Source organism: Vibrio sp. 1562 (genome assembly GCF_033340155.1).
In the GTDB taxonomy this organism is placed as follows: Bacteria; Pseudomonadota; Gammaproteobacteria; order Enterobacterales; family Vibrionaceae; genus Vibrio; species Vibrio alginolyticus.
Genome location: NZ_JAWOVY010000006.1, coordinates 266,991 through 273,662, shown reverse-complemented (window position 1 = coordinate 273,662; position 6,672 = coordinate 266,991). Strand labels below are relative to the sequence as shown.

Annotated in this window: 7 protein-coding genes; 4 read left to right on the top strand and 3 right to left on the bottom strand. The window is 43.1% G+C overall.

Annotated features, from left to right (window positions below):
• Window positions 1–121 precede the first annotated feature (121 nt).
• Entirely contained in the window at window positions 122–754 is a 633-nt protein-coding gene (locus tag R7Z49_RS09320) for a LysE family translocator (RefSeq protein ID WP_005375522.1), read from the bottom strand.
• Between the two features lie 229 nt (window positions 755–983).
• On the opposite strand from R7Z49_RS09320, the gene R7Z49_RS09315 reads away from it, so the two are divergent.
• The 3 genes from R7Z49_RS09315 to R7Z49_RS09305 all read left to right on the top strand — a co-directional run bounded on the left by R7Z49_RS09315 (window position 984) and on the right by R7Z49_RS09305 (window position 2,912).
• Entirely contained in the window at window positions 984–1,811 is an 828-nt protein-coding gene (locus R7Z49_RS09315) for an AraC family transcriptional regulator (RefSeq protein ID WP_005385198.1), read from the top strand.
• Window positions 1,812–1,890: 79 nt separating this feature from the next.
• Complete coding sequence (locus R7Z49_RS09310; RefSeq protein WP_005375526.1) at window positions 1,891–2,601, top strand: AzlC family ABC transporter permease; 711 nt, start codon at window positions 1,891–1,893, stop codon at window positions 2,599–2,601.
• On the top strand, window positions 2,601–2,912 hold the full coding sequence (locus tag R7Z49_RS09305; protein WP_005385193.1) for an AzlD domain-containing protein: 312 nt from the start codon (window positions 2,601–2,603) through the stop codon (window positions 2,910–2,912). Before R7Z49_RS09310 ends, R7Z49_RS09305 begins: the two co-directional genes overlap by 1 nt.
• Here R7Z49_RS09305 and R7Z49_RS09300 read toward each other — a convergent pair.
• On the bottom strand, window positions 2,909–3,523 hold the full coding sequence (locus R7Z49_RS09300; protein ID WP_017635857.1) for a fumarylacetoacetate hydrolase family protein: 615 nt from the start codon (window positions 3,521–3,523) through the stop codon (window positions 2,909–2,911). The two genes, R7Z49_RS09305 and R7Z49_RS09300, sit on opposite strands and share 4 nt — an antisense overlap.
• 220 nt (window positions 3,524–3,743) lie before the next feature.
• A complete protein-coding gene (locus tag R7Z49_RS09295) occupies window positions 3,744–4,802 on the bottom strand; it encodes a porin (RefSeq protein WP_017821605.1) in 1,059 nt (352 codons plus the stop codon).
• A 609-nt stretch (window positions 4,803–5,411) separates the two neighbouring features.
• Between R7Z49_RS09295 and R7Z49_RS09290 the strand changes: the two genes are divergently transcribed.
• A complete protein-coding gene (locus R7Z49_RS09290) occupies window positions 5,412–6,383 on the top strand; it encodes a porin (RefSeq protein ID WP_005375535.1) in 972 nt (323 codons plus the stop codon).
• Window positions 6,384–6,672 lie beyond the last annotated feature (289 nt).

Below are 6,672 nucleotides of genomic sequence, written 5' to 3'. Positions count from 1 at the left end.
TTAGCATGAGTAGTTTTACAGGCAAAGCCGAAACGGATGATAACCACCTACTGAAGTAGGTGGTTTAGGGCTGAAAACAAAAAGCCAGCAATTGCTGGCTTTCTGATGGAATATGATAACTTTACAAGGCGAAACTACTCAGCATCCACAACGCCAGAATAACAAACACTAACCCCATTAGTTTATGTTGATACGTGCGGAATTTTTCGTTCTCGAGCAGCCCTTTGCCCAATGTGCCTGCTAACCCAACAAGTAATAAATTGAATGACAAGCCAAGAACGTTCAACAATAACCCTAGCGCTAGCATCTGCTCACCGGAAGATGCAGTGATATTGCTTGAGACAAACTGAGGCAAAAACATCACAAAAAAGACCAAGGCTTTAGGGTTAAGCAAATTACTCATCAAAGCACGCTGATAATAAGTTGATGCCATTTTGTTTTGACCATCAAGCTCTGGAGCCGAAGATGCCTCAGCTCGTAAGCAGTCCCAACCCATTTTTAACAAGTAAGCGCCACCTAATAGATGAAGGACTTTAAGGGCTATTGGGCTCATGGCAATCAGGGTAGATACGCCCATCGCAGCAAGCAAAGTAAGAATAACACCAGACGTCGCATTGCCTAAGCTAGCAAAAAGACCGACCTTCTTACCGTAACTCATACTTGAGCTCGCTATCAGCAACATATCAGGCCCTGGTAAGAGCAATAAGGCGACAACTGCGGTGAGATAAACAGGAAGTACAGATAAATCAATCATGATGGAACCGCTTTTCTACAACAAGGCGGCGAATGTTATACCAACAAAATGACATCATCCAGCCCAAAATAGCCAAGATAAATCAAAAAATAAAAATCATAGTTTGCCCAGCCGAAAAATAGCAATCAATTCGCCTGTTTATCAAAATCGAATAGCAATTTTGTACAAAAATAAGCACGATGGATCCGTTACACTTCTAAAATGATTTTCTTGAGCAGACCGGATAAAGATGAAAGAAAAGAATAAGGAAATCGCTACCTTCAAGATAGCTCAAGAGCTCGGAGGTTTAGAGCTTCTCGATGCAAAGTATGAGAAGCAGAATTTTTCACGCCATAGCCACGAAGGTTACACTATTGGTGTCATCGAAAAAGGGGCACAACAATTTTTTAGGACGGGCGGGAATCATATCGCGCCACAGGACAGCATCATCCTTGTTAATGCAGATGAAGTACACAACGGGCATTCAGCCTCGGAAGGCGGCTGGGAATACAAAGCAATGTACCCCGTACCTCAGCAGTTTCAAACTTTAGGACAAGAGCTTGGCTCACCAAATGTAGCTCTGCCCTATTTCCCTCAACCTGTGGTTTACGATCCTGAGCTGGCTAGTCAGTTACGACTGGTATTTGAAACACTAGAAAAATCAGACAACCGTTTATTGAGAGAAACTTTGGTTTACGGCACGTTGATCAAGCTAGCCAGTAAACACAGCACTCATCGGGCACCACTGAAAGAGTCAACCAGAGCTCAGCGACAAGTGCAGCTCGTCAGAGAATTTTTGGAAGACTTTCCACAAACGGACGTCTCACTAGAAGAACTCGCGAAACTGTCTGGATTAAGCCCTTTTCATCTGCTGAGAGAGTTTCAAAAGCAATTTGGCTTTCCGCCTCATGCCTATCAAATTCAGCAACGTTTACGTATGGCGAAGAAGCTATTAAAAATGGGACAAAAAATTTCAGACGTGGCACAAGAATGCGGTTTCCATGATCAAAGCCATCTGCATCGACACTTTAAAAAAGCCATGGGCGTCACTCCCGGCCAATACGTCCGTCACAGCTAAAGCAGCAATATTGTACAAGGCGTTATGCGACTACCGAGCTATCTTGGTAATCTGATTTAGGAATAAATAAGAAGAAACTATGGACCACACTTTGCCGTTACAAAAAGAATCAAAAGCCACGCTATTTTGGCAAGGTACACTTGCGATGATGCCTCTGAGTATCGCAGTGCTCCCTTGGGGCTTACTCGCAGGCTCATTCGCAATTGATACTGGGCTTCACCCTTTGGAAGGACAAGCACTATCCGCCATTTTGTTCGCAGGTTCTGCACAGCTCGTCGCGATGGGAATGATTAAAACGGGAGCAGGTCTAGTGACCATGTTACTGACAACGTTTTTTATCACCTCTCGACACTTCCTCTACAGTGTATCGATGCGCAGTAAAATTGCACCGCTCCCTCTAAAATGGCGATTATCACTCGGCTTCTTACTTACTGACGAGCTGTTTGCGATTGTAGGCCACCATTCCGATAAACAATTTAATCGCTGGTATGCACTTGGGGCTGGTCTGAGTTTTTACCTGTTTTGGAATGTCGCGACATTGACGGGCATTATTGCGGGAAGTCTAATCCCTGAACTGAACGAAATGGGTTTGGAATTTGCTGTAGCCGCTACTTTTATCGCGATAGTAGTACCCACCATTAAAAATGCAGCGGTGCTCGCGAGTGTTATTGTGGCTTTGGTGAGCTCAGTTGCCCTAACCTATTATCAAATTGAGGGAAGTTTGATGATTTCGAGCATTTTAGCCATGCTTACTGGTTACTTTGTGGAACAAGTAAAGGAGAAACGCTAATGATCATGTTGGCTATTTTGCTGATGACGGTACTTGTTTTCACCAGCCGCTACTTGTTTTTAGAACCCAAGCTACCATTGCGATTAGGGACGCGCACTCAAAAAGTACTCAATTACGCTAGCCCCGCAGTACTGACTGCGATCTGGGCACCGATCGTTTTCATTCCCGATGGGGAGCTCAGCGTCAATGTGCAAAACCCATTTTTACTGGCTGCCGTACTGGCTGCTTTAATCGCGTATTTTACTAAAAATGTTCTTTTAACGACGGTTATCAGTATGGTGGTATTTCTCGTTCTACGAATTTGGCTTTAATCCGCCAACCACTCAATCTCCAACAAGGTGACATCGCCACACTTTAATCGACCAAGGAAGATGTCACCTTCATGTACCTCACCAACGCCCTTTGGTGTACCAGTCATCACTACATCGCCATCTTGAAGTGTTGTGTAACTGGTTAATTCATCCAGGATAGTTAGCGGCGGATAGAGCATTTGGTTAACGTGACCTTTTTGTACACGAACACAGTTGATTAAGAGCTCAAGGTTAAGATCATTGATATCAATGTTATCCAAAGAGACAAACCGACTAAACACAGCAGAGCCATCAAATGCCTTAGCACGCTCCCACGGCAACCCCTGATTTTTAAGCGAGGATTGCAAACCACGCTTGGTCAGATCCAATCCCAAACCAACCGCTGAATAACGTCCATCCTTGATCAAAAAGCAGATTTCAGCCTCATAATGAAGGGGCTCTTGATGGAATGAACGCAGAGTTGTTGATACGGAAGTTGCGGGTTTATTAAATACCACCATTTGCTCAGGCATTGCATTATTAAGCTCATGAATATGTTCAACGTAATTTCGTCCAACACAAAGCACTTTACCCACTTCTACTTTCTTTTCTTCAACTTGAATAACACTCATCATTCTTCCCTGCAAAACAAAAATCCCATCATAATCTAACCTATTGACTTAACGACACTAAATAGCAACCTCTAGTGTAAAAAATAAGACATTCACCCCGTTTTGAGTTTTGTATCATCTAATTGAAACAGCAAAGTATTTGTAAAACAAATAGACAAAAAAGCCAGCACGAGGCTGGCTTTAGATCAATGAGCTGAATAATAGTTCTCGCTAAATCCTATTATAGGTAGTAACGAGCACCTAACGCCCATTTGTCATCAGTTTCACGACCATTGTCGTCATTTAGGTCAAACTGGTAACCCGCGTAACCAACAAATTTAGGCGTGAAGTTGTATTCTGCTTGTAGTGCCATTTCTTCACGAGCAGTTTCTGTTTTAGAGTTCTTAAACTCTTTACCTTCCACCATCTCATAGTTAACACTCAAGTTTAGGCTGTTCGCCAGAGCGTATGCGATGATCGCCTCGTACGCATCACTTTCTTCTAAACGGTCACCTTTTGCACTGAAGTTCATGTTTTCGTTTGAACCATAAACTGCAGCAAGGAATAGGCCTTGGCCGTACGCACCGTAAGATGCTGATACAACGTGTGATTCCGCCGTGTGCTTACCTGCATATGCAGGGTGCTGGAAATCACCGCCATTGTAAGAGTAACCGATTTTAGCGCCCATGATTGAGTAAGAAAGCGCAGCTTGCACACGGTCATCGTATTTAGCACCGCCAGTTATAACTCCAGCATCGTTGCGCGTGTAATCATCGTTTGCACCCTGCCAACCAAGACCAAAGTTGATCACACCCGCTTCACCCAGCTCGATGGCATTACGGTAAGAAAGCATTTTATCCGCACGGCCAGTGCCAAGGTTTCCATGATCGTCATAGATGAAGTCGTTGGCAAACGCGATTGGCATATCTGCAATACCTGCGACATCGTAGTAAGGTGACCATTGCGTACCACCTACTGCACGACCATAAACCTCATGTGTTATACCTAAGTAACCTAGACGAGTTTTAAACGACTCTTCACCACCGTCTAAGTAGTTTAGCGCCCATTCACCACGTGCGTCTGCGGTGAAGCCATTACCCAAATCCTGTGTCGCAGAGATATTGATACGAGGAGAGTTAGTACCCACATCCGTGTCACCTTGCTCTGATCCATTTAAATTAACAGAAACGTGGCCGCCCATCGAAAATGTTGTGCCATCGTTATTATATAGTTCCACTGCAACTGCTTGAGTACCGAAGGTTGCTGCCGCGATTGCCGCTGCTAATAATTTTTTATTCATTTCTAAATCCATTACTTATTAGTTGGTTAGTCAGTTTTAGACCCGGCTTTGGTTCACTTTCGTAAAAACGAAATGATGAACAAAGAGAGGAATACAAAGGCTATCCGAGGCATCGTTTCCACCAGATTACTTTTACCTTTGTGTAACAACTGCCGACACTTTATTTGATTAGTTCCTGACAACCGAGTGAAAAGATCTCAGACAAAACCTAAAAAGCAATCGTTTACTTAGTCTTTAAGAAATCGAGAAATAAAAACCTTACAATAAGAAATGCTTTAGAGAGAGTTAGCTCACAAATAGCTGATGATTCGCTATTTTTAGGCCAAACTTCCCTGCCAAATTGAAATGTTTACTTACATTTAGGGTCAAGAAGCAATTCAGGAACTTTTTGAAAAAAACACAGTCTTTAACGGAGAGGAAAAAACCTCAAAAAAGATAAACCTTTCTTTTTATAAGTGGTATGAGAAGGGGAACTTATTCTTTCCAGCAATAAAAGTGCAATCAAATCATAACTTAACAGAAATCTATCTTTCATTTTCAGCCTTTACCTTAGCGTCATCAACACATCGGGCAAGAAAGCCCATCGATTACAACTAGGGTAATAAGAAAATGAAAAAGGCAGCACTAACTACTGCAATTCTTACAGCATTGGTATCAGCACCATCATTCGCAGCAACTGTATACAAAAACGACGGTACTGAATTAAAAGTTGGCGGCCGCGTTGAGTTTCGTGGTGACTTCATTGGTTCAGACGGTGCTGAAGTTGAAGGTTCCATGGAAGATAAAAGCCGTGCTCGTCTAAACCTAAAAGGTAAAACAGACATCGGCAACGGCCTTTCTGCTTTCGGTGTTTACGAAGCCGAACAAAAAACGGGCAAGAGTGAATTCAAAAACCGCTACATGTATGCAGGCGTCGACTCTGATATCGGTGCTTTCTCTGTAGGTCGTCAAGACATGGCTGCCGTCATCATCTCTGACATGACGGATATCACTGAATTCTCTGGTGTTCAGCAAGTTATTGATTCGTCTTCTGATAAGCAAGACAGCGTTTTCGCATACCGTGGTGCGTTTGATGCACTACAACTTCAAGCAACCTACCAAGCAAACTCTAGCGATAACGAAGATAAATACGGCATCTCTGGAATGTACTCACTACCAATGGGCCTCGACTTTGGTCTTGCATACTCTGGTGGCGATGTAGATAAAGATAACTCTGAAGATCAAATTCTAGGTGGTATCGCTTACTCGATGGACAACCTTTACCTAGCAGGTACTTATTCTCAAGGTTCCCTGACTGACTCTGAAGACTTTACGGCTTACGAGCTAGTCGCAAGCTACAAAGTAGCAAGCAAAGTGACACTTGCAGCTCTATACACAGCTCAAGAGAATGATCCAGACAACGGTTCAAAGTACGACACCGTTGAAGGTATCGAGCTTGTTGGTTACTACAAACTAAACAGCAACTTCCGTACTTACCTGTCTTACTACATCAACCAACTTGATGAAGCAAAAGATGCAACAACAGGTCTAGTAACAGAAGGCGAAGATACACTGCGCCTAGGCGTACGTTACGATTTCTAATTCACTCTTGTCCTAAGAGCGAGTCCACTTGGCCAGCACCTTTGCTGGCCATTTTTTATGTAACCCAACATAACTCGATAAGTTTTCACACTATCCAAGCATCGCTCAGCAATGAAAAACGACCGTAACGACGCCTACTTCTGCCCTCTTTTAATGCGATTGATCACTAAGTTAGTGCATTTCATCTAATCGACAACATAGAAAAACCAAAAAACCATTTAAAATCAAACACATAAAAGTTGGCACGTGTTCTGCAATGTTATTTATGCAAATGCATGGCAGCGTTTGT